Annotated in this window: 23 protein-coding genes; 10 read left to right on the top strand and 13 right to left on the bottom strand. The window is 65.3% G+C overall.

All coding sequences use genetic code 11. From position 1 onward, the window contains the following. Positions 1-46: 46 nt before the first annotated feature. Complete coding sequence (locus tag HWV23_RS08630; protein ID WP_178290004.1) at positions 47-571, bottom strand: metal-dependent hydrolase; 525 nt, start codon at positions 569-571, stop codon at positions 47-49. A gap of 37 nt (positions 572-608) precedes the next feature. Continuing rightward, positions 609-1,370 (bottom strand): SDR family NAD(P)-dependent oxidoreductase, encoded by a 762-nt coding sequence (locus tag HWV23_RS08625; protein ID WP_178290003.1) that lies wholly within the window; start codon positions 1,368-1,370, stop codon positions 609-611. A 116-nt stretch (positions 1,371-1,486) separates the two neighbouring features. On the opposite strand from HWV23_RS08625, the gene bcp reads away from it, so the two are divergent. Beyond that, a complete protein-coding gene (bcp, locus tag HWV23_RS08620) occupies positions 1,487-1,936 on the top strand; it encodes a thioredoxin-dependent thiol peroxidase (RefSeq protein WP_178290002.1) in 450 nt (149 codons plus the stop codon). 7 nt (positions 1,937-1,943) lie between these two features. Here bcp and HWV23_RS08615 read toward each other — a convergent pair whose 3' ends face one another. The 5 genes from HWV23_RS08615 to HWV23_RS08595 form a co-directional block, all read right to left on the bottom strand. Beyond that, the gene (locus HWV23_RS08615; protein WP_178290001.1) at positions 1,944-2,600 is read right to left on the bottom strand and encodes a trimeric intracellular cation channel family protein; all 657 of its coding nucleotides are present in this window, start codon (positions 2,598-2,600) and stop codon (positions 1,944-1,946) included. 80 nt (positions 2,601-2,680) lie between these two features. After that, positions 2,681-3,085 (bottom strand): DUF8159 domain-containing protein, encoded by a 405-nt coding sequence (locus HWV23_RS08610; RefSeq protein WP_178290000.1) that lies wholly within the window; start codon positions 3,083-3,085, stop codon positions 2,681-2,683. 37 nt (positions 3,086-3,122) lie between these two features. After that, positions 3,123-3,542, bottom strand: coding sequence for an acyl-CoA thioesterase (locus HWV23_RS08605; RefSeq protein ID WP_178289999.1), 420 nt, complete (start codon positions 3,540-3,542; stop codon positions 3,123-3,125). A gap of 60 nt (positions 3,543-3,602) precedes the next feature. Continuing rightward, positions 3,603-4,190 (bottom strand): DUF6663 family protein, encoded by a 588-nt coding sequence (locus HWV23_RS08600; RefSeq protein WP_178289998.1) that lies wholly within the window; start codon positions 4,188-4,190, stop codon positions 3,603-3,605. Between the two features lie 54 nt (positions 4,191-4,244). Continuing rightward, positions 4,245-5,330, bottom strand: a complete 1,086-nt coding sequence (locus HWV23_RS08595) for a geranylgeranyl reductase family protein (RefSeq protein WP_178289997.1) — start codon at positions 5,328-5,330, stop codon at positions 4,245-4,247. 83 nt (positions 5,331-5,413) lie between these two features. Here HWV23_RS08595 and HWV23_RS08590 point away from each other — a divergent pair, with 83 nt between their 5' ends. After that, on the top strand, positions 5,414-5,866 hold the full coding sequence (locus tag HWV23_RS08590) for a hypothetical protein (RefSeq protein WP_178289996.1): 453 nt from the start codon (positions 5,414-5,416) through the stop codon (positions 5,864-5,866). On the opposite strand, the gene HWV23_RS08585 is transcribed toward HWV23_RS08590, so the two are convergent. The 3 genes from HWV23_RS08585 to HWV23_RS17235 all read right to left on the bottom strand — a co-directional run bounded on the left by HWV23_RS08585 (position 5,863) and on the right by HWV23_RS17235 (position 8,965). Then, on the bottom strand, positions 5,863-6,531 hold the full coding sequence (locus tag HWV23_RS08585) for a TM7S3/TM198-like domain-containing protein (protein ID WP_178289995.1): 669 nt from the start codon (positions 6,529-6,531) through the stop codon (positions 5,863-5,865). The genes HWV23_RS08590 and HWV23_RS08585 overlap by 4 nt on opposite strands. 165 nt (positions 6,532-6,696) lie before the next feature. Continuing rightward, positions 6,697-8,541 carry a UvrD-helicase domain-containing protein gene (locus HWV23_RS08580; protein ID WP_178289994.1) on the bottom strand — a complete coding sequence of 615 codons (1,845 nt, stop codon included), beginning with the start codon at positions 8,539-8,541 and terminating at the stop codon, positions 6,697-6,699. A gap of 253 nt (positions 8,542-8,794) precedes the next feature. After that, on the bottom strand, positions 8,795-8,965 hold the full coding sequence (locus HWV23_RS17235; protein WP_343045282.1) for an HVO_0416 family zinc finger protein: 171 nt from the start codon (positions 8,963-8,965) through the stop codon (positions 8,795-8,797). 117 nt (positions 8,966-9,082) lie between these two features. Here HWV23_RS17235 and HWV23_RS08575 point away from each other — a divergent pair, with 117 nt between their 5' ends. Beyond that, positions 9,083-9,742, top strand: a complete 660-nt coding sequence (locus tag HWV23_RS08575; protein ID WP_178289993.1) for an alpha/beta hydrolase — start codon at positions 9,083-9,085, stop codon at positions 9,740-9,742. A gap of 228 nt (positions 9,743-9,970) precedes the next feature. On the opposite strand, the gene HWV23_RS08570 is transcribed toward HWV23_RS08575, so the two are convergent. Next, on the bottom strand, positions 9,971-10,237 hold the full coding sequence (locus HWV23_RS08570) for a thioredoxin domain-containing protein (protein WP_178289992.1): 267 nt from the start codon (positions 10,235-10,237) through the stop codon (positions 9,971-9,973). Positions 10,238-10,356: 119 nt separating this feature from the next. Here HWV23_RS08570 and HWV23_RS08565 point away from each other — a divergent pair, with 119 nt between their 5' ends. The 3 genes from HWV23_RS08565 (at position 10,357) to HWV23_RS08555 (ending at position 13,528) form a co-directional block, all read left to right on the top strand. Further along, positions 10,357-10,518, top strand: a complete 162-nt coding sequence (locus tag HWV23_RS08565; RefSeq protein ID WP_178289991.1) for a preprotein translocase subunit Sec61beta — start codon at positions 10,357-10,359, stop codon at positions 10,516-10,518. A gap of 170 nt (positions 10,519-10,688) precedes the next feature. Further along, positions 10,689-12,794, top strand: coding sequence for an ATP-dependent DNA helicase (locus HWV23_RS08560; protein ID WP_246282748.1), 2,106 nt, complete (start codon positions 10,689-10,691; stop codon positions 12,792-12,794). Beyond that, positions 12,791-13,528 (top strand): HNH endonuclease, encoded by a 738-nt coding sequence (locus HWV23_RS08555; RefSeq protein ID WP_178289989.1) that lies wholly within the window; start codon positions 12,791-12,793, stop codon positions 13,526-13,528. Before HWV23_RS08560 ends, HWV23_RS08555 begins: the two co-directional genes overlap by 4 nt. Here HWV23_RS08555 and HWV23_RS08550 read toward each other — a convergent pair. Continuing rightward, positions 13,516-14,007, bottom strand: coding sequence for a 2'-5' RNA ligase family protein (locus HWV23_RS08550; RefSeq protein WP_178289988.1), 492 nt, complete (start codon positions 14,005-14,007; stop codon positions 13,516-13,518). The genes HWV23_RS08555 and HWV23_RS08550 overlap by 13 nt on opposite strands. 8 nt (positions 14,008-14,015) lie before the next feature. Next, positions 14,016-14,201 (bottom strand): DUF7554 family protein, encoded by a 186-nt coding sequence (locus HWV23_RS08545; protein ID WP_178289987.1) that lies wholly within the window; start codon positions 14,199-14,201, stop codon positions 14,016-14,018. An 89-nt stretch (positions 14,202-14,290) separates the two neighbouring features. On the opposite strand from HWV23_RS08545, the gene HWV23_RS08540 reads away from it, so the two are divergent. The 4 genes from HWV23_RS08540 (at position 14,291) to HWV23_RS08525 (ending at position 18,705) form a co-directional block, all read left to right on the top strand. After that, positions 14,291-15,019, top strand: coding sequence for a DUF7345 domain-containing protein (locus HWV23_RS08540; protein ID WP_178289986.1), 729 nt, complete (start codon positions 14,291-14,293; stop codon positions 15,017-15,019). 190 nt (positions 15,020-15,209) lie between these two features. Next, positions 15,210-16,418 (top strand): putative sodium/potassium/calcium exchanger, encoded by a 1,209-nt coding sequence (locus HWV23_RS08535; protein ID WP_178289985.1) that lies wholly within the window; start codon positions 15,210-15,212, stop codon positions 16,416-16,418. A 58-nt stretch (positions 16,419-16,476) separates the two neighbouring features. Further along, a complete protein-coding gene (locus HWV23_RS08530) occupies positions 16,477-17,172 on the top strand; it encodes a DUF7345 domain-containing protein (RefSeq protein WP_178289984.1) in 696 nt (231 codons plus the stop codon). A gap of 327 nt (positions 17,173-17,499) precedes the next feature. Next, positions 17,500-18,705: an argininosuccinate synthase gene (locus HWV23_RS08525; protein WP_178289983.1), complete on the top strand. Its 1,206-nt coding sequence runs from the start codon at positions 17,500-17,502 to the stop codon at positions 18,703-18,705.

The raw sequence follows: 18,705 nt of genomic DNA, 5'->3' as shown, positions 1-18,705 counted from the left end.
TAATTCGGCGGCGCTCTCAAAAGCGTTGTTCGGGTATGCGAACAGTTCACTCGGCGAACGAACCCCTGCGAAGGGCCTCGGTGAGCGTGTTCGCCGGGAGGCGTCGGTAGGTAACGTAGAGGCCGCCGAAAAGCGCCCAGATGACCGCCGTCGGGAGCGCCGAATGGCCGCCGATGGCGGTGCTGAAGGCGGTCTCGGAGAGCGGGTAGAGCCACATGATGCCCTTCGGCGTGAGGCTGTCGATGCAGAGGTGCGAACAGTAGGCGAGACCGACCGCCGCGAGGACCCCCTCGTCGACATCGAGCGCATAGCCGACGAGCAGACAGGCGGCGGCGAGTACGGGTGTGTGGGTGATGCCCCGGTGGAGGAACGGGAAGCCGAGTTCGGCGGGAAAGAGGAAGTCGGCGTCGGGTGCGAGACCGACGACGCCGCCGATTGCCGGCCGCGCGTCGGTCAGCGTCGCGGCGAGGACGTAGCCGACGAAGGCGTGGGTGGCGAACGCCACCAGCAGGTAGACGGCATAACCGAGCGTCCCGACGTCGGAAAGGGTCGGCAGGGCCAGTCCCGCCATATTCGAAAAACCGCGTGGTATGCCAAGAAGCCTCGGCCTAACTCGTCGAGAAGCCGCCGTCGACGACGAGGCCGTGGCCCGTGACGAAGGAGGCCTCATCCGAGAGCAGGAAGGAGATGGCGTCGGCGACCTCCTCGGGTTCGCCGAGGCGCTTGAGGGGGTACTGCTGGGCGGCGCGTTCCTTGGCCTCTTCGGGGTCCTCCTGTGAGTCGAAGTACTGGTTGCCCAGCGGCGTCTCGATGAAGCCGGGACAGACGGCGTTGGCGCGGACGCCCTTCGGCCCCGCTTCGGCGGCGATGGCCCGCGTCAGGTTCAGGACCGCCCCCTTCGTCAGCGAGTAGACGGCCTGTTTCGGCAGGCCGAGGAAGGAGGCGAGCGACCCGACGTTGACGATGGCGCCGTCCTCCTGTTCCTTGAGATGCGGCAGGGCGGCCTGACAGCCGTTCCAGACGCCCCGGAGGTTCACGTCCATCACGTAGTCGAACATCGTGTCGGTGACGTCCTCGGTGTAGGCCGGCGGGTGGCCGACGCCGGCGTTGTTGACCAGCGCGTCGAGACCGTACTCGTCGACGGCCGTCTCGATGACGGCGTCGAACTCCTCGGCGTCGGTCACGTCGAGTTCGTGGAAGACGGCCTCGCCGCCGGCCGCCTCGACGGCGTCGACGGTTTTCTGGCCGCCCTCTTCGTTGATGTCCGTCGCGACGACGAACCCGCCTTCTTCGGCGACCGCGGTCGCGGTCGCACGTCCGATTCCCGAACCCGCACCGGTGATGAACACCGTATCGTCTTCGAAGCGCATAGCCGTACATTGGTAGCACCATTCATAAAGCCTTGCTAACGCCCCACTCGAAGACTGGCGGGCGGTCCGCGGTGGCCATCCGCAACCGGTTTGGCCCCTCGCCGTCCAGCATCGGTATGCTCGAACCCGGCGACGAAGCCCCCGACTTCGAACTCGAAAATCAGGACGGGGAGACGGTGCGGCTCTCCGACTTCGACGGCCGCGTCGTCGTCTACTTCTACCCCCGCGCGGACACCCCCGGCTGTACGACCGAGGCCTGCAACTTCCGGGACAACTGGGACGACTACGCGGAGCGGAATATTGCGGTCCTCGGCATCAGCGACGACCCCGTCTCGGACCTCGCGGCGTTCGCCGAGAAGTACGATTTACCCATCGACCTGCTCTCCGACGAGGACGGTACCGTCGCCACGAAATACGATTCCTACGGCGAGAAGAACATGTTCGGTAACACCTTCGACGGCGTCTTCCGGAACACCTTCGTCGTCAACGACGGCACAATCGAGGCCGTCTACGAAGGCGTCGACCCCGAGGGCCACGCCGAGGCGATTCTGGCGGATATCGAGTAAGGCGCTGTTACTTACCCAACTGTCCCAACGTCTGGACCGTCGGCAGGTGCCAGTCGTAGACCACCGCGACCAACCGAGTGCCGACGGTCACGACGGCGCACACCACAGCGGCCGTCCCCCCGGTCGCGCCGAGCGCGCCCACGACCCAGTACGCCACACCGCCGAGGACGGCACAACTCGCATAGAAGTCCTCGAAGAGGATGAAGGGGGCGCGGTCCAGCAGGATATCCGCGAGCGCCCCCCCACCGACGGCGTTGATGGTCGCGATGGCGACGATACCGAACACCGAAACCCCCGCCTCGGTTGCGACGATAGCCCCCGTCGTCGCGAAGGCAGCGAGGCCGATGGCGTCGGCGACCAGCGTAATCGGATGGGTCTCCGGGGACGTCAACACGACGTTGAGTCCGATTGCCAGGCCGACGCCGAGGAGGCCGAGACTGATTTCGATGGGCGACTGGAGGGCCAGCGGAACGCGCGTCACGAGGAGGTCGCGGGTCGCGCCGCCGGCAAAGGCCATCGCCAGTCCGACGATGGTGATGCCCAGCAGGTCGAACTCCTCACGGATCGCCTTCGACGACCCGACGAGGGCGAACGCGACCAACCCGATGGTGTTCATCACGGCGAAGGGGTCGCCGAAGAGTATCGTGAGGGCGTCCTGAGTCACTACCTCCGGCTATGTGAGTGGCTCTCTTGAGTGCTACGCCTCTGACACTCAGACGTGTACGATTCGTCTCGGCAGGCGGGCTAGCCGGTTTCCTGCGGTTCGGGACCGAACGCCGGCACTTCCGCGGGGGGCTCCTCGGCCGGCTCGCGGGTCGACAGCACGAGCGTCGAGAAGTCCGTCTCGGAGATGTCGCCGTTGGCCAGCGCGCGGAACCAGCCGGCGCGGGCCTCCCACTCGCCGTGGAAGCCGCCGTCGGTGTTGAACACCCAGCAGTGGACCGTTTTGGGTTCCCAGCCGGCCTCGTGGGCTTCGACCAGTTCCGAACAGACGTTGCCGATGTCACCCTGTGCGAGGCCGTCCGCGGCGGTTTCGTACTCGACGTGAACGACATCATCGGTGTCCTCGGGCGTTTCGACGGCGTGGTCCTCGACGTAGACCCCGAGGCTCATCAGGTTGCGTTCGAGACGGTCGACGACCTCGGACATACCTCTTCGTTCGGGCCGAGCGAAAAGAACCTGCCGCCTACACCGGGTCCGGTGCGACGTCCTGGAAGTCGACGACGGCTTCGCGGAACTCGTCGGGGACGCGGGTGGGTTCGCCGGACTCGTCGACGGCGACGTGGACGACGCCGCCCTCGACGAGGACCTCGCCCTCGTCGTTGCGGCACTCGTATTCGAACTCGATGCTGGACTCCGTGATGGCCGAGACACGAACCGCGTTCCGTAATCTGTCCCGGAACTCCGCCGACCGTCGATAATCGAGGTCGATGTGGACGACGTGGACGTCCCAGTCGGCCTCCTTCAGCGAACTGTAGGGGTAGCCGATGGCCTCCAGATACGCGGTGAAGGTCTCGTCCTGAAAGGTGACGTAGTTGCCGTAGAAGACGATGCCCTGTGCGTCCGTCTCCTCGAACCGGACGACGTTCTCGTAGACCTCGTGCATACGCGTGAGGGCGCGTGGTTCCTGTATAAAGGTGTGGTCGGCCGGGTGTGTCGGCGTCGACTACAGGTAGGTATCCCGTACCGTCTCGTCGAGCAGGCCGTCGGGCTCCAAGACGATGTAGACGACGATGAACGGCTCTTGGGGGTCGATAACGAAAACCGAAAACGGCGGGTCGACCTCCTCGGGGTGGGCCGCCCGGGCGACCAGCGGTTCGAGGGGTTTGTGGCCGTCGCGGAACTCGACGAAGAGGTCCTGACTCCCGGACTGGTCGGCGAAGGTGTAGACGACGCCGTTGGCCTCGTTGTCGGTGTTGTACGTCACACGGGAGTTCATCGCCTCGCCCTCGGCGCGGGCCTCCTCGAAACAGCTCTGTGCGGCCTCGAAGATGGGTTCCTCGGTGCGGACGAACTCGAAGGTGGTCCGGGTGTCGATGGCGGCCGATTCGACGACGGGCTCGTCGCCGTCCCAGGAGATGTCGGCCTCGACGCGGTTGCCCACCGCGACGTCGTCGGGCAGCGCATCACGGGAAACGTAGGTCGGGTCCGCCGATTCGACGTCCAGCAGGAGCCACTCATCGTCGTCGCGGCCCCGGAGGACCCGGAAGGGGCCCTCGGTGCGGGGCGTCCCGTCGGCGGTCGGCGCGGTCATATCCGGGTTTGGCGGCCAGCGGGGATTAGTGCCACGAAAGCCACCGAGGTTCGGTCAGTTCCACGACAACAGCGCCCGCAACTGGGCCTTCGAGAACAGCGAGGTCGGGCGGTCCATATGGACCGCGATTTCCCCCGAGAAGGCGCGCATCCCGGCCCGCTGGATGGGTCGCGGCATCGAGTAGCCGGCCCGGACGAGCGACCCAAGCCGCTGGTCGTTTCGCAACTCGTCGCGCCACGACCGCTCGTAGTCGTCCAGCGTCGCCGGCTGTCGGGGGTCGATTTCCCGGGCGGCGATGTCGGCGGCGCGCATTCCGTAGAGAATCCCGCCGCCGGTGAAGGGTTTGGTCTGGGCCGCGGCGTCGCCGACGAGGAAGGAGCGCTTGCCGACCGTGCGGTCCGGCGGGCCGATGGGGATGGCGCCCGAACACCGCTTGTCGATGTCGGCGTCGTAGTCGGCAATCAGGTCGTCGAACCGCTGTGGGGCGTCGTCGCCGGGGCGGACCGCAAGCCCGTATTCGACGCCCGCGTCGCCGCGAGGGATGCGCCACGCGAAGAAGCGCGGGACCGTGAGATGGACGTCGACGAAGTCCTGATGGTCCGGTTCGAACTCGAAGCCCAAGACGCCGTGGAGGAGTTCTGCGGGTTCGGGCAGCCCCACCTCGTCGCGGACCCGCGAGCGGGGGCCGTCGGCGCCACAGACCATGTGAGCCTCGAAGGTTTCGACGCCGTCGGGGCCGCTGGCGGTCACATCGACGCCTCCCGGTTTCTCGTCGACGGCCGTCACAGTGTGGCCGTCACGAACGTCGGCGCCCGCCTCTTCGGCACAGCGGGCGAGCGTCTTGTCTAGTCCCACCCGGTCGATGGCGTTGGAGACCGGCTCGTCCTTATAAAAACGATGGGCCTCGCTGTCGGCGCCGCCGAGGTGGAACCGCGCGCCGTAGATGGCGTTCTGAAAGAGGTCGTCGCGGGCTTCCTCGGGGACAAAATCCCAGATATCCAGACTCACGTGGCCGGAACAGGCCAGCGGCCGGCCTATCTCTCCGGATTCGAGAACGAGGACGTCGTGGCCGTCCTCGGCGGCGGAGCGGGCAAAGCGGGACCCTGCTGGACCGGCACCCACGACGACGAAATCGCGCATACCCGAACGAGGGTGACGCGCGGCAAAATATCCACCGTTGCGGGCCGGACAACGATTATGCCACTTCCGGAAGACGGGCCGGTATGTCGTCCGATATCACCCCCATCGGCGAGCCGACGCCGCGGACCAAGCGCGTCGCCGCTATCGGCGCGCTTTCGGGGGTCGTCATCACCGTCGTGGGGCTGTTCGCCGGCGGCATCATGGCCCTTGACGGCCTCGGTGAACTGCTCTCGGACCCGCTTGTCGGTCCGCTGTTCCTGTATACCGTCATCGGGGGTGCTGCCGTGGGCGGGACGGTTGCGACGCTCTACGCGCGGTATCGGCTTCTCGCGCCGATGCTTCTCGCCCTCGGCGTCCTCGCCTCCGCGGCCTTCCGGACGTGGCTCCTGCTTCGGAGCCCCGTCGTTCCGCTGCCCGGGACGCCCATCGAACTGGCCTTTCTCGCGTGGCCACTCGTTCTTCTCGCGGCGCTGCTCGCCGGGAGCGTCGAACGCGTCTTCCGAAGTTGGAGAAAATCGGGTGAGGCGACGGATTAGCTCTCCTCGCTGCTACCGAAGACACTGCCGACGCCGGGGACGATGGTCGCGAACTTCGCCACCCAGCCCAGTTTGAACAGGCCGATTTGCGAGAGGACACCGAGGACGAAGAGGACGCCGAAAAGCGGCACCTCGACGCCGAAAACGCCGGTCGTCGCCAGCGGGTCGAAGAGGATGGGTTCCGGCGAGAGGCTCTCGCGGGCCGCCGTGAAGTCGCCCATCTGGACCTGGGTGCTCGCGAGCGCCGACCCGATGAAGGCGGTGATGAACATGAGCGCGTACTTCGTCAGCGCGAAGCCGATGACCGACCCGACGATACCGGCGACGATCATGACGAGCCACTTGATGAGGCCGCCGCTGGTGAAGATGGGCGTGATGACGTAGAGGCCGAGATACGCGCCGACGACGAAGGCCGGTATCGCCGTCGCAAAGGACAGCGCGACGTAGGATAACGCCGCGCCGAGTGCCCCGCCGACGAGGACTGCTATCGCGAAGCCGATGATTCCTTCCGCGCCGAGTGCGGGAAGGAGTGTCGGTGCGAGGACGTAGCCCCCGCCAGCGCCGATGAGGAAGCCCAGCAGCGCCACGGCGTAAATCGACAGCGCCGCGCCGAAAAAGACCAACACCAACCCTGCCAGCAGTAACCCGATGTTTACCAGTTCCATACCTGACCTATCAAAACCCACCGGAATAAGCTTGGAGGCCACGTCCTCGTCTGAGTTCAGTACCAAAGCGAGTCGCCGCGCGCATATTTTCACCATGGTTTTGCCGCGAGCCGGTGGTCGGCGCTTCTGCGCGCCGACCCCGCGCTCGCGTGCAAAAAGTGGGAATTAATCGGCAGCGAGCTCTTTGCCCGTCTCCTGTGCATCCGAGAGGATTTCGTCGAGCGGCTTGTTGAGCGGCTCGTTGTAGAGGAGGACGTCGATGGGCAGCGTCGGCGCGCCGTCGACGAGGTTTTCCAGCAGGACGAGGCGCTCGCGGGCCCGGGACATGCCGACGTAGAAGACACGGCGTTCGTTGTCGGTCATGGTCGGGACGGGGTCGGAGTGTTTGTTGAACTCGGTGACGCCGGCGACGTCCTCGGGGTCGTCGACGGAGGCGGCCATCTGCTCGACGACCTTCTCGGTGAGGTCGGTGGCGACGAAGACGTGGTCGGCCTCGCGGCCCTTCGCGGAGTGGATGGTGCCGAGTCGGAGGCGGTTGGGGTCCATGCCCTGATAGTCGCCCTTGAAGTAGGCCTTCACGGAGCGCTCCTGGAAGTTCGAGACCTTGGTGAGCATGTCGGCGGCGGAGGCGGGGCCGGGCGCGAAGGGGGCGTGGTCGTTGACGAAGTCGGGGGCGACCTCCATGTCGGTGAGGTCGTCGACGCCTTCCGCGTCCTGCATCTCGTCGAGGGCGTCGAAGTAGTCGTCCCGTTCGCCGGTGCCGAAGGCGCTGTCGGCGAGCATCTCGCCGAGGCGCTGGGCCTGCAGGCCGTCGATGGGTTCGTCATCGTCGAGGGATTCGATGGCGTCGACGTAGCCCTGCAGGCGGTCGGTCCACATCCGCTGGTCGGTCAGCGACGTGAAGGGAATGCCCTCGTCGATGAACTCGTCCATGAACTGGAACATCTGATAGCGGGCGCGGAAGAGGACCATGGCGCTGCCCTCTTCGTCCTCTTCGAGGGTGGCGCGGACGTTGCGCACGAGGTCGAGCATCGAGGGACTGGAGACGGCTTCGACCGAGCCGCCCTGTTTGCGGGGTTTGAGGTCCTTGTCCTGCCGCTGGTCGATGTGGCTAATCTGGGTGTTGACGACGTTGAGAATCTTCGAGGGGAGACGATAGGAGTTCGGGAGCACGACGTCGTCGTCGACCTCCTCGTCCAGCAGGAGTGCGGGGTCGGCACCCTGCCAGGCGTAGACGACCTGGTCGTCGTCGCCGGCGATGAGGACGCTTTCCATGTGGGGTTTCCACTCGTCGTAGACGCCGTACTGGAGGGTGGTGATGTCCTGAAACTCGTCGATGACGAGATGGTCGACGCTCGGGAGGAGGGAACGCTGCTGGACGCGTTCGAGCATGTCGGCGAAACCGACGACGCCCTCTTCGCCTTTATACGACCGCCACGCACGGATGGCTTCGGGGATGTCGACGCGGTCGTCCGAGGAGGGCCACGTCGGGGTGTACTTGTTGCCCGTCTGGGCGTTCTCGTCGATATCCGGCGGGAGGCGGACCTCCTCGTCGTCCCATTTGAACGGGACGTCGTACCAGTCGGCGACGTCGCGTTCGGTTCGCTGGAGCCACTGGGAGGTGGCGATGATTTTGTTGCCCAGCGTCGTCGACCGGGCCGAGCGGCGGCGGGAGGATTTGTGTTCGTCTTCGAATTCGAGGCCGTAACTCTCACAGAACTCCTCTTTGTGCTTCTCGCCGACAACGTCGCCACGCGAGAGGTTGAGGAGTTCGTAGGCCTTCGCGTGCATCGTACAGACGTTGCCGCGGAGGGATTTCGGCGTGGTATCGAGGCGTTCGGCGAGACGCTCGCGGACCTCGGCGGCGGCCGCGCGGGTGTAGGACACCACCAGAATGTCGTTGACGTCGACTCCGTCGTCGAGCATGTCGTCGACGCGGTCGAGCAGGGCGGTGGTCTTCCCACTGCCCGGCCCACCGAAGAGTCGTGTCACGTGGGTGGAATCAGCCATTACCCGTGTAACGGCACGCTCGTGTATAAAGAACGTGCATTAGCGAGGCTCCGAGCAAAGCGAGAAGCCTCGGTTATACGAACGGCGAACGGAGTGAGCCGTGAGCAGGAGGGTCAGGACGGAGTGAGACTCTCGAAGCCTCGATGTGCGAGCGGGGAGCGGAGCGACCCGCGAGCGAGGGCCGTCGGAACGAAGCGAACCCCACGGCTATCCGGATATATTATTTAAAAGAAACGGGAGGAATGACCGCGATTCAGTTGGGCTGCCAGCCGCAGACCGAGCATGTCGAGGCGTCGAGTCCGTGAAGCCCGCCGCAGTCGGGACATCGTTTCTTGTTATAGTCTCGTTCCCAGGACGGAGAGTCAGTCGTGTGGCCTCGCTCGTCGAGGAAGTCGTCGAAGATATCTTCGTTCGCGGTCGCCATACAGAGTGTCATTGATTCACAGTAGCAATAAATGCTGTGGTAGATTCTAACACGGTTAGGGTTGCCGTGGGGCGTGGGTTACCGGCTGTTTTTGATGGCGGACGACGTATTCGGGGTATGAGCGATTCAGGCGAGTTGCCGCTGGTCCACGAGAGTCGGCCGGGCTCTGTCGAGGAAGACGCCCCGGCGGTCGTACTGATTCACGGGCGAGGGACGAACGAACGCGACCTGTTGCCCATCGCGGCACAACTACCGGACGAACTGCACGTCCTGAGCGTGCGTGCCCCGAACGAGATGGGCGGGCCGAACAGCTACACGTGGTACGACCTCGACCTCTCGGGTGGCGGCCTCCACGCCAGCCAGCCGGACCCCGATGGGTTCCGCCGGAGCCTCGATTTGATCCACGAGTTCGTCGCGGAGGCGGTCGAGCACTACAATCTCGACCCGGACCGCGTCGGCCTGCTGGGCTTCAGTCAGGGCGCTATCACCAGTATGTCGGCCCTCCTGGAGCGCCCCGACGCCTACCGATGGGTCGTCGCGCTGAACGGCTATCTCGCCGACTCCCACCACGACGAGGTGGACAACGCCGAAGGCAAGCCGGTCTTCATCGGGTGTGGCGCGATGGACCAGGTCATCCCGCCGGAACGCGCCGAACAGGCCGCCGAACTCTTACAAGAGGGCGGCGCCGACGTCCGTTTCGAAACCTACGGCGTCGGTCACGGAACCGCCCCACAGGAGATTACGGACGTGGTGACGTGGCTGGAAGGCAGGTACTGACGCGCTGTTAAGGCGACTATCTGCGATTGCTTATTTAAGAAAGCAATAGTCGAAGCATCCGTGAGCGCGCTCTCGAAGGCGCGCGAGCGGTTCACCGCGCCGAGCGATAGCGAGGCGCGGGACCAAGGGCCGACCGTAGGGAGGCCCGCCGTGTCTTTTTCATCGAAGTTTTTGCCGGCGAGCCTCCGGCTCGCCGTGCAAAAAGTTCGGTGTTGAAAAGTGGGTGTTTTAGGCTCCGGCCTGACTCAGCGCGTCTTCGAGGTCGTCGCGCTGGGTGACGCCGACGAAGCGCTCGACGATGCCGTCGTCGTTCTCGATAATGAGCGTCGGCAGCGAGCGGACCTGATACTCGTTGGCGACGTCCTGTTCCTCGTCGACGTTTACTTTCTCGAAGTCGACGTCGGGGAACTCGTCTTCGAGTTCGTCGAGGATGGGGTCCTGCGTCTTGCACGGGCCGCACCAGTCTGCATAGAAGTCCTTGAGGGTAACGGGCATGACTATCGGAGTTTGTTTAGCCGCTCGCTTAAGGGTTTTCCAACCGGTGGTTCCGACGCAGGACCGGGGCGGTCGAACGCTGCCGAAAGGCTTACCCCCACGCCTGCGAACTGTCGAGTATGAGCAGTGGAGAAAACTCCGGCGGGCTGATGTCCAGCGCCGGACTCGTCCGGTACTTCGACGAAGAGAGCGGCAACACGCCCACGATGGACCCCCGTACGGTCATCGCCTTCGGCGTTCTACTGGGCGTGTTCGTCCTGATGATGAACGCGCTGGCCTAACTCGGCTCGCTTTTTACCGCCGTTTTCCCACCGCGAGCCCGTGGTATAACTTTCACTCCGCGCGGCGAACCCTTTTATTTGAAAAAGACTGAGTAGGTGCTGTGTCAGAGTCGTCCGGCCACGCGCGATTCTTCCCGTACGATGAGCCGTACGACCACCAGGAGGACGCGATGGGCAACATCCGCGAGGCGCTGGTCGAGGAGCGTGACGTGCTCTTCGAGGGTGCCTGCGGGACGGGCAAGACGCTTGCCTCGCTGGTGCCGGCGCTGGAGTACGGCCGCGCGGCCGGCAAGACGGTCGTCATTACGACCAACGTCCACCAACAGACCCGGCAGTTCATCGAGGAGGCCCGTGCCATCAACGACCAGGAACCGATTCGGTCGGTCGTCTTCCGCGGGAAAGTCTCGATGTGCCACATCGACGTCGGCTACGAGGAGTGTCAGGCCCTGCGGGATACGACCCGCGATTTGGTCGACAAGGAACAGGATTTGGCCGAACTGGAGGACCGCGAGGGCGAACTGCTCGATGCGAGCAAGGACGGCAACGGCGAGGCCGCGCAGGCCCGCGGGTCGGTCATGGACGAGATCGACGACATCGAAGCGAGCATCGAGGCGCTGCAGGAAGAGCGGAACATCTGTGACCGATATTACAACAACCTGACCGGCGAGACCGACGAGTTCTACCAGTGGCTCTACGAGGACGTCCGGACGCCGGACGAAATCTACGAGCGCGCCCACGCGATGGATTTCTGCGGCTACGAACTCCTGAAGGACGGCATCGAGGGCGTCGACCTCGTTATCTGCAACTACCACCATCTGCTTGACCCGATGATTCGCGAGCAGTTCTTCCGGTGGCTGGGCCGCGAACCCGAGGACATCATCGTCGTCTTCGACGAGGCCCACAACGTCGCGGGCGCCGCCCGTGACCACGCGACACGAAAACTCGCCGAACAGACGCTGGAGGGCGCGATGGACGAACTGGAGGAGTGTGACGACGCCCGCGCGGAACCGGCGGCGAACGTCATTGGCACCTTCCGCGATGCGCTCGTCGAGACCTACGAGGATTCGTTCGGCTTCGGCGAACGGGAGGCGGTCGGCGAGGACTGGGAGGACGTTCCCATCGACAACGAGGAGGGCCGGGACGACCTCTCGGTTTCCTTCCTCCAGAACTACACGGGACAGGGCTTCTCGACGGACCTCGAACAGGCGCTGGCCCTCGGTGAGGAACTGGACCGCCGCTACGAACAGGCCTATAAGGACGGTGAGGCGACGACGCGCAAGGAGTGTCCGACGCTGTCGGCGGCGTCGTTCATCGAGGAGTGGATGGAGTCGTCGGTCGAACCGGGCCAGTACCCCGTTTTAGGCGTTCGACGCACCGAAACGGGCGTCATCGGCCGCGCTGAACTCTACACCTGTCTGCCACAGCAGGTCACCCGGCCGCTCTTCGAGGAGTTGCATTCGACGATTCTGATGAGCGCGACCCTGCGGCCCTTCGAGGTGACCGAGGACGTGCTGGGGCTGGAGGACCCGGTGACGATGGCCTACGGCGAGCAGTTCCCGGAGGAAAACCGCCGCACCTACGCCGTCGAGACCCCGGCGCTGTTCGCCAGCCAGCGGGACGACCCCACCGTGCAGGAAACCGTCGGCAACGTTATCGAGGACACCGTCGAGTTCACCCCCGGCAACACGCTCGTCTTCTTCCCGAGTTACGCCGAGGCCGAACGCTATTACCACCGCTTTTCGGGCGATTCGACGCCGTATCTGGACGAACCCGCGACCCGCGCCGAGGAGATGCGCCGGGAGTTCACCGACGAGGACGACGCGGTGCTTTTCACCTCGCTGTGGGGTACCCTCGCGGAGGGGGTCAGTTTCGACGACGACGACGCTCGGAGCGTCGTGGTCGTCGGCGTGCCCTACCCGCATCTGGATGACCGACGTGAGGCCGTCCAGCGGGCCTACGAGGGCGCCTTCGGTGACGAGGACTCCGACGAGGATGCGGGCTGGCGCTATGCGGTCGAAATCCCGACGGTCCGGAAGACGCGGCAGGCGCTGGGACGGGCCATCCGGTCGCCGGAGGACTTCGGCGCTCGCGTGCTGGTCGACGAACGCTACACGCATTCACAGCGCGTCGAGTTAGGCGAGTACAGCGTCTATCCGTCCTTCCCGCCCGAGGAGCGCAGCGAACACATCGACATCGCTCCCGAGAAACTCAAGTTCGCCATGCTGAACTTCTACAGCGACAAGGACGCCTGGGACGGGACGCCGCCACAGCCATGACTACTCTCGACCCGCGCGCGGAGAACCGACGGACGGCCGACGGCGAGGGGCCACGATGGGAAATCATCCGCGGGGAGGTACTGGACCGCGACGAACACACCTGCCAGCGGTGTGGCTACCGGCAGGACCCGACTGGTGTCGAGGACAACAGCGACATCGATGCGGACGGCCGCCGTCTGGAAGCCCATCATGCGGCCCCGCATACGACGCCCTCGCTGGAGTCCTTAGAGGAGTTCGTCACGTTGTGTGGCCCGTGTCACGCGACGCTGCATCCCGACGACCCGGCCTACGGCGACCGACGGGAGGCGGCGCCGCTGTTCCCGCTTCCCGACGCACCCCGGGCCGTCTCGACGATGCGTTCGGACCGCCAGCATGTCTGCCAGCGCTGCCAGCACGTCGCCCAGTCGGCGACGGAACTGGCCGCCTACGAGGAGGGCGGACAGGAGTACGTCCTCTGTAAGCCCTGTGCGGGCGCGTTGCTCGAAGCGGGCTATGACTCCGAGGACTTCGAGGCGGCCGGCGCGGTCGACGCCGAGGCATTGACCGACCGTGCTGGCGAGGCGCCGGTCCGGCCTGCGATGCTCGCCTCGGGGCCGGTTCGAGCCTCGCGGCCGCCGAAGACGACGACCGAGCGACTCGTCGCGGATACGCCGCTTCGGTATCTGCTCAACCCCATCGGACTGACGCTGTTTTTCATCCTCCTCGGCGTCGCCTTCTCGTTTTACGCCTTCTGAACGGGCAGCGCGATGCGCTCGACGGGTTCGCGGTACTCCGAGGACCAGACGACGAGCGCGTCGACGGTCCACTCGCGGTCGAGGTCGGTGCCGGCCAACCGGTCGGCGTCGCCGCCGCGGGCGACCGTGATGTGGGGCACGTAGTCGTCGGCCTCGATGCCCTCGGCGGGGTCGAACCGCTCACAAAGCCGGCGATGCAGCCGCTCGATGCCGGGCGATTTGACCCGGAGGTAGGCGACGGGTCCTCGGCCGGTTGCGGGCTCTTCGAAGGTGTCGACGCCGGTCACGCGGGCGGAGAACGGTTCGGTGCCGACGATACGCGAGCGGGCCTCGCTGGCGAGGTTGCGGGGTTCGCCGTCACCGAGGCGCTTGAGGACGAGGGTGTGGCGGTCCCGCGGCGTGGCGTCGAAGCAGTTCGAGGCCAGTCCCCGAGCGAGTCGCGATATCTCCGCGGGGACGGGCGCGTTGAGGCTGTACACGACTCGTCTTAGATGTAGTCGAGGAAGTAGGCCACGATGAGGACGACGATGACGAGGCCGAGCAGCGACCCGACGCCGCTGAAGGCGAACTCGAGGATGTCCAGCAGTATCTGGACGATAATCCAGATGACGACCAGCACGAGGACGATTTTCAGCAGGTCCTCGACGTCCATACCGCCGCGGTTGGGGAGCATACTGCCCGCTGGGTCCGGCGAGCGCAAAAGCGCTGTGGCCCCGCATGGAAGGCGAAACCGCTTTGGGAGGCCACCGCACAGCAACGGGCATGCGGCGAACGCTCGCGGTCGTACTGTTGGCGGCCTGCTGTCTGGCGGCGACGGCCGGCCTCGCTGCCGGCGTCCACGAGGAATCGACCGACGACACGCTCGCCATCGAACTGACGGCCGACGGAAACGCCGCGGTCCACCACATTACGACCTACAATCTGAGCGCCGAGGACGAACAATCGGCCTACGAGGCCATTTCTACCAACGAGACGGCGCGGGCCGACCACCGCGAGGAGACGATGTCGGACCTCGAAGCGGCGGCGGCGACCGGGCGAAACGGGACGGACCTCGATATGCGCGTCCGGGACCCCTCGGTCGACACCTACGAGCGGAACGGCACCGGCTTCGTCTCGGTAACCGTCACCTGGGAGAACCTGGCGTATTACAACGAGACGATGGTCGTCGTGACCGAACCGTTCCGGAGCGGCTACGAACCCGACCGCGACGTGACGATTCACGGTCCCGAGGGCTACCGGCGCGGGGTCACCCAACCCCCGCCGGGTATCGCCCGATTGAACAGCGCCGCCTGGAGCGTCGAATCCGACTTCTCGAACTTCTATGCCGCCTTCAACGAACCCGAGGGCAGTGAAACCGCGACGGCGACCGAACCGACAACGGCGGCCCCGCCGGACGACGGCCTCGAAGGCGTCGGAACCTTCCTGTGGGCGCTCACGCTGGCCGCGTTGCCGGTGGTCGCGCTGCTGGTCGCGCTGCGGCGACGGGAGTAGCACGTCTGGACCACGGACCGGCGACGTAGTATATAAATATTCCTTCCGTTCAGGGCGGATGCGAGACGTTGGTTCGGAAAACGCGCCCACGTGTTGCGTTTTTAATCCGGGTTAATCGGCGTTGACCGACGGTAATTCGTCGGAACGACTGGGGATTTATATGGTGTTCACGGTGGTAGGAGTGGATGTAATGAAGCACGCAAGTCTACTGATGTCGGCGATGCTGGTGGTCGGGCTGCTCGCCGTCCCGGCCGCTGGCGTCGTCGCGCAGGAAAACACCACCGAGGACGACCAGACGGTCACGCCCGGCGAACAGCTGTCGGGTGTCGTCGGCGTTCAGGAAGCCGAGTTCGAGGGTGAGATAGAGAACCGCGCCTACGAAATCGAACTGGAATCCGCGGAATCCGACGACGAACGCGCCGACCGCGTGGCCGACCGCGTCGAACGGCTCCAGGAACGCCTCGAAGACCTCCGTGAGGAACGGGAGGACCTCCGCGAGGAGCGTCAGGAAGGCGAACTCAGCGAGGGTGAATACCGCGCCGAACTGGCCCAACTCAACGCGAACATCGAAAGCGTCCGCCAGCAGCTGAACACGACCAACGAGACGGCTGCCACGCTCCCCGAGGGCGCTCTCGAGGAACGCGGCGTCAACGCCACGGCCATCCGGACGCTGCAGGAGAACGCCGACAACCTGAGCGATAGCGAAGTCGCCGCCATCGCCCGCAGCATCGCGGGCAACGAGCGCGGCGAGGTCGACGTCGAGGTCACTATCCAGCGTCAGGGCGGCACCATCGAAATCGAAGTCGAGCAGGAAGACGGCCAGCGCGAGGTCGAAATCGAACACGAGCGGGGCGAACCGGACAACGCCAGCGAGGCGGTCGCCTTCGCTGAAGACCACGTCGCCTTCGCCGAGGACCGCGTCGCCGCCATCGAAGAGCAGGCCGGCGACAACGCCAGCCAGGACACGACCGAGGCGCTCAACGAGTCCCGGACCGAACTCGAAAACGCCCGTGCGGCGCTGAACGACGCCCAGACGGCGCTCGATAACGGCGACGAGGACCGTGCCTTCGAACTCGCCGAGGAAGCGAGCGACTACGCCGAGGCGGCCCTCGACGCGGCCGAGGACGCACAGGAATCCGACGAGGACGAGGCTGAAGACGAGCGCGAGAACGAGGGCGACGAACGTGAGGACGAGGCCTCCGACGACGAGCGCGACGAGGAGACTGACGAGGAGACCGAGGCCGAAGAAACTGAGGAGGAACGCGACGAGGAAACGGAGGAAGCGACTGAAACCGAAGACCCGGAGACTGACGCCGACGAAGACGACGACGCAGAAACCGAGGATGACGTCGAGGAGACCGAAACCGACGACGGGACGGCCGACAGCACGGACGCCTAACCCCGACGCGTGTCGGATTTCGCTGCGATAACCGCTGATTCACGATACTTTTCAAGACATGATTTCTGACGGATGGATACGACGGTTCGCCGGAGTGTTGCTCTGTGTTGCATTGATTTCGTCGGCGACGGCGGCGCCGGCCGCTGCGGCCGAACACGACGACGAGCAGTTCCTCGTCGAGTTGGACGCCGAGGGTAACGCCGACCTGACGGTTACCTACACCTACGACCTCGAAACGGACAGCGAGCGGGCCGCCTTCGAGGAACTGGAATCGAACGAAACGGCGCGACAGGCGGCCGCCTCCCGGTTCCAGAATCGCATGCAGGGCGTCGCCGACCGGGCGAGCAACGAGACCGGGCGGTCGATGTCCGTGACCGACGCGAGCATCGAGGTCGCATCGAACGATAGCGTCGGTACCGTCACGCTGTCGGTGGCCTGGGAGAACCTCGCGGCCGTCGAGGGCGAGCAGTTGACCGTGACCGAACCCTTCGCGAGTGGGTTCGAGCCCAATCGGACGTTCACCGTCACGGCACCCGACGGCTACGAGATTACCTCGTCGGCGCCCTCGGCGGACGGCAGTAGCGCGGGCAGCGTGACGTGGAACGCCGGTACGAGCCTCGACGGCTTCGAGGTCGTCGCCGAGGGGAGCGACTCGACGACGACCGAGGGCTCCGATGCTGACGGCGCCGGCTTCGGTGTTGCCGTCGCTGGCGGTGCCGTGGTCGCGACGGCACTGGCCCGTCGTCGCACGTAACCGGACTCATTTTCGTTCGACGATGCTGCCGCCGGTTCCTGTTTCACCGCCAGCGTTTCTGAACGCCCGGTTCGTCCGCGGTTCGTGATAGCGTGACAAAGGATTCTTGCCGTCCCGCAAGGGTTTAATAGCCCTCTGGGAATAGATGGATGTACATGACGACCACCCACCGTTCCGACGCGGCCGATGTCAGCGGTGGGTCCCTCATTCTCCCGCGACAGCGACGACCGGGCCGTTAGGCCCGAATAGTATCTACACCCCACGTCGCGTCGCCCCGCTTCCAACGATGACTGTCCGGTCGACAGTTACCCCATCAACACATCACACATGTCCGACAACAAACGCATCGCGCTCGCCTTCTCCGGTGGGCTCGACACGACGGTCTGCGTACCGCTGCTCAAGGAAGAATACGGCTACGACGAGGTCATCGGCGTCACCGTCGATGTCGGCCAACCCGAAGAGGAGTTCGCCGAGGCCGAGGAGACGGCCGAGGCGCTGAACCTCGAACACTACGTCGTCGACGCGAAAGACGAGTTCGCCGAGTTGTGTTTCGACGCCGTCCGCGCCAACGCCTCCTATCAGGGCTACCCCCTCGGGACCGCGCTGGCCCGTCCCGTCATCGCGAACGCGATTCTCGAAGTCGCCAAAGAGCAGGGCTGTACCGGCCTCGCTCACGGCTGTACCGGCAAGGGCAACGACCAACTCCGCTTCGAGGCCGTCTGGCGTGACTCCGACATGGAGGTCATCGCGCCGGTCCGCGAACTCGGCCTCACCCGCGAGTTCGAACAGGAGTACGCCGACGAGCGCGACCTGCCCGTCGAGGGCGGCGACGAGGGCAAATACAGCATCGACACGAACCTCTGGAGTCGCTCCATCGAGGGCTCCGAACTCGAAGAACCGAGCTACGTCCCGCCGGAGGACATCTACGAGTGGACGACCGCGCCGACGGGCGAGACGCTCGAAATCGAGGTCGGATTCGAGAACGGCTACCCCGTCAGCCTCGACGGCGAGGAGATCGAGCCGGTCGCGCTCATCGAGGAACTCAACGACCTCGCGGGCGACTTCGGTATCGGCCGCTCCGACATCATGGAGGACCGCATGCTCGGCCTGAAGGTCCGCGAGAACTACGAGCACCCCGCGGCGACGGTCCTGCTCAACGCCCATCAGGCCCTTGAGGACCTCGTGCTGACGAAGGAGGAACGCTCCTTCAAGAAGCAGATCGACCACGAGTGGTCCGAGAAGGGCTACGAAGGGCTGGTCAACGCGCCGCTCGTCGGCGCGCTCGAAGGCTTCATCGAGGAGACCCAGACCCGCGTCACGGGCACGGTCACCATCCGCTTCGAGGGCGGGCAGGCCCGTCCGGTCGGCCGCGACTCGAAGTACGCCGTCTACTCCGCCGACGCCGCCTCGTTCAACACCGAGGACGTCACCGGCGACATCGAACAGGGCGACGCGACGGGCGTCGCGAAGTACCACGGCTTCCAGGAACGCCTCGCAAACCGCGTCATCAACAGCCAGACCGACGAGGAATAA

It is taken from the genome of Natronomonas halophila, from assembly GCF_013391085.1.
Lineage (GTDB): Archaea > Halobacteriota > Halobacteria > Halobacteriales > Haloarculaceae > Natronomonas > Natronomonas halophila.
This window is presented reverse-complemented; position numbering and strand designations above follow the sequence as displayed.

Excerpts from the sequence above, each read along its gene's own strand:
- HWV23_RS08625 (WP_178290003.1), bottom strand. The coding sequence starts at position 1,370 with ATGCGCTTCGAAGACGATACGGTGTTCATCACCGGTGCGGGTTCGGGA.
- HWV23_RS08535 (WP_178289985.1), top strand. The coding sequence starts at position 15,210 with ATGAAGCACGCAAGTCTACTGATGTCGGCGATGCTGGTGGTCGGGCTG.
- HWV23_RS08570 (WP_178289992.1), bottom strand. The coding sequence starts at position 10,237 with ATGCCCGTTACCCTCAAGGACTTCTATGCAGACTGGTGCGGCCCGTGC.
- HWV23_RS08560 (WP_246282748.1), top strand. The coding sequence starts at position 10,689 with ATGGGCAACATCCGCGAGGCGCTGGTCGAGGAGCGTGACGTGCTCTTC.
- HWV23_RS08525 (WP_178289983.1), top strand. The coding sequence starts at position 17,500 with ATGTCCGACAACAAACGCATCGCGCTCGCCTTCTCCGGTGGGCTCGAC.
- HWV23_RS08545 (WP_178289987.1), bottom strand. The coding sequence starts at position 14,201 with ATGCTCCCCAACCGCGGCGGTATGGACGTCGAGGACCTGCTGAAAATC.
- HWV23_RS08540 (WP_178289986.1), top strand. The coding sequence starts at position 14,291 with ATGCGGCGAACGCTCGCGGTCGTACTGTTGGCGGCCTGCTGTCTGGCG.
- HWV23_RS08580 (WP_178289994.1), bottom strand. The coding sequence starts at position 8,541 with ATGGCTGATTCCACCCACGTGACACGACTCTTCGGTGGGCCGGGCAGT.
- HWV23_RS08565 (WP_178289991.1), top strand. The coding sequence starts at position 10,357 with ATGAGCAGTGGAGAAAACTCCGGCGGGCTGATGTCCAGCGCCGGACTC.
- bcp (WP_178290002.1), top strand. The coding sequence starts at position 1,487 with ATGCTCGAACCCGGCGACGAAGCCCCCGACTTCGAACTCGAAAATCAG.
- HWV23_RS08600 (WP_178289998.1), bottom strand. The coding sequence starts at position 4,190 with ATGACCGCGCCGACCGCCGACGGGACGCCCCGCACCGAGGGCCCCTTC.
- HWV23_RS08590 (WP_178289996.1), top strand. The coding sequence starts at position 5,414 with ATGTCGTCCGATATCACCCCCATCGGCGAGCCGACGCCGCGGACCAAG.
- HWV23_RS17235 (WP_343045282.1), bottom strand. The coding sequence starts at position 8,965 with ATGGCGACCGCGAACGAAGATATCTTCGACGACTTCCTCGACGAGCGA.
- HWV23_RS08610 (WP_178290000.1), bottom strand. The coding sequence starts at position 3,085 with ATGTCCGAGGTCGTCGACCGTCTCGAACGCAACCTGATGAGCCTCGGG.
- HWV23_RS08555 (WP_178289989.1), top strand. The coding sequence starts at position 12,791 with ATGACTACTCTCGACCCGCGCGCGGAGAACCGACGGACGGCCGACGGC.
- HWV23_RS08595 (WP_178289997.1), bottom strand. The coding sequence starts at position 5,330 with ATGCGCGATTTCGTCGTCGTGGGTGCCGGTCCAGCAGGGTCCCGCTTT.
- HWV23_RS08575 (WP_178289993.1), top strand. The coding sequence starts at position 9,083 with ATGAGCGATTCAGGCGAGTTGCCGCTGGTCCACGAGAGTCGGCCGGGC.
- HWV23_RS08530 (WP_178289984.1), top strand. The coding sequence starts at position 16,477 with ATGATTTCTGACGGATGGATACGACGGTTCGCCGGAGTGTTGCTCTGT.
- HWV23_RS08605 (WP_178289999.1), bottom strand. The coding sequence starts at position 3,542 with ATGCACGAGGTCTACGAGAACGTCGTCCGGTTCGAGGAGACGGACGCA.
- HWV23_RS08630 (WP_178290004.1), bottom strand. The coding sequence starts at position 571 with ATGGCGGGACTGGCCCTGCCGACCCTTTCCGACGTCGGGACGCTCGGT.
- HWV23_RS08585 (WP_178289995.1), bottom strand. The coding sequence starts at position 6,531 with ATGGAACTGGTAAACATCGGGTTACTGCTGGCAGGGTTGGTGTTGGTC.